Origin of the sequence: Comamonas koreensis (assembly GCF_021026195.1) — a bacterium.
GTDB lineage: Bacteria > Pseudomonadota > Gammaproteobacteria > Burkholderiales > Burkholderiaceae_C > Comamonas > Comamonas koreensis.
In genome coordinates this window covers 1-2,175 of sequence record NZ_JAJNCT010000017.1, presented here as the reverse complement: position 1 = coordinate 2,175, position 2,175 = coordinate 1, and the positions used below count along the sequence as shown (strand labels likewise).

General features: G+C 50.8%; 1 protein-coding gene. It reads left to right on the top strand.

What is annotated here, in order from left to right; all coding sequences use genetic code 11:
• Positions 1-54: 54 nt before the first annotated feature.
• On the top strand, positions 55-2,175 hold a 2,121-nt coding region (locus LPW39_RS13960), incomplete at its 3' end, for a hypothetical protein (RefSeq protein WP_230776056.1).

The window sequence follows — 2,175 nt, the reverse complement described above, 5'->3', positions numbered from 1 at the left end:
CAGGCCAGCAGTCTGGGCACTACCAAGATCACGGCGAGCCATGCCACTTTGGGCATGGCGGAAACATTCATTGAGGTCGCGAATTTACCGCCTTTGGGACTGGTGCCTATAAACGCAACAGTCGGCGTTAACCAAAATCTCACCATGACTTTGTCATTGCCAACGCCCGCTACATCCAATGTTGAGGTGCAGTTGGATAACGCAGATGTTTCCGTGATTTCCGCACCTAGAGATCTGTTAATACCAAGTGGACACAGCAGTAAGACCTTTGAAGTAATGGGTCTAGCCGACGGTATAGGTCGCTTAAGGGCACAGGCAGACGGATATCGCAGTGCATGGTCCACCATCAACGTGCGTACGAGATCTTTGGTACTTCCATCTAGCTTGCTGGTCGCGCCTGGGGCGACTACGACCGTGATTTTAGAGACAACTGAGCCCGCACCTGATGGAGGCCTCAATGTCAATTTGGGTTTGGCCCAAACTGATATAGCGCAGATTCCCGCGACCGTGTTCATACCGTCTGGTGAGAGGCAAGGGAGCTTTTCGCTTCAAGGTCTCAGCACTGGCCTCACAACGTTGACAGCGACCGCCTCGGGCTACCTCACAACACAGACTGCTCTACAGGTAGAGGCAATTCGCCTAGAAACCTCTCCTTTGGGCGATTTTGTGATGGATATGAATATGAGCCGAACGGTTCGAGTGCGTATAGACAATTTTGCACCGAGGGGCGGGATCGTAGTGAAGGTAGCGAGCCACGATGAAGCTGTTGCGGTGGTGAGTCCGCAAGAGCTTTTCATCCCGGAAGGGCAGATGTTTGCAACAGTTCCAATTACTGTCACTGCTGTGGCGGCCCAGGGGAAAACAACTATTGATATTACGTCACCTGGACTAGCTACTAAATCTTTGAATGTGCATATTCAGGGGGCTGCTGCTTTGCGGGTCGGTCGCGTAGGAGGCAGTAAGGCTATTGTGGGCAAAGGGCTGTACAGCTATGCCTGGGATGAGATCTATGTTGAGAGACTGATCAATGGCGTAGCTAATAACAGTACAGAACCGTTGACAGTGAATATGCACTGTTCTGATCAAAGTTTGTGCGAGACACCGCAGACGGTCACTATCCCAGCAGGACAAAGCACTGTTTACTTCAGTGTCACAGGTATAGAGCTAGGTTCAACGTATTTAGAAGCTACCGCTGACGGCACGAGTGCTGCTGAGCCTTTTCCGGTGGATGTGATCACCCCATCTTTGGTTATAGTGAATTTGGACAACGAACGAACAACATCGAGCGACAAGGATGAATTTTTTGTGCGGATAACCGTGCCAGGTGCTCGGAATATGTTTTATCAGTTTCCAAAAATTCCGTTGGTAGTGAATTTGAAAATTACGGACCAAGTTCCTAGTGAAATAATCAGTGGAATTTATGATGCGGCAGGTAATCCAGTTCAGAAGATAATCATTCCGACTGGATGGTTTATCTCGGAACCCGCTTATGTCGCTCAACCGTTAGCAGTAGGTACATACCAAGTCAGCGCCGAAATAACAGGGTTGGTAAGTACAAAATCATGGGTGCAAAGAATTACAGGTGGTCCAAATCGACTGGAACTGATTACAGTGGATGACAGTAAGCCTGTGGTTGGCAAAAACTTGACTACCCACCCGGCTGATTTGTCCGTGCTGCGATTTGCGGGAGGTGAACTTGATAACGGTTCAGATGACCTCATAGTAAACCTGCGCTGTGCGGATGAGCGCATTTGTTCGGTTCCGTCGACGGTCACTATTCCCGCCGGAGATCATGCTGCGTCATTCAGTTTGACGGGAGTGGACCTGGGCTCAACCCAGATCATAGCTACAGCGGCGGGGCTTGATACGTCCATCCTTAGCGTGGAGACGGTGAGTGCCGTACTAAGACTGCACAATGCCCCTGCTAGTGTTGACGTGGGGCGCGTACATGAATCTATGTATGTATCAGCGCAGGTACCAGGAGGGACTAGAGGTTTTCTCCAAACTCCATCCGACCGTATTTCTGTTGACTTCTCTAGCTCCGAAACGTCTGTAGGTACCACGACTGAGACGGTGACTTGGTTTAGGGGTAGTTGGTCCTCTCTCCGCCCCACCTTCACCGCCATATCCCCCGGCACCACCCAAATCACCGCCAGCAGCCCCGGCTTTGTACCG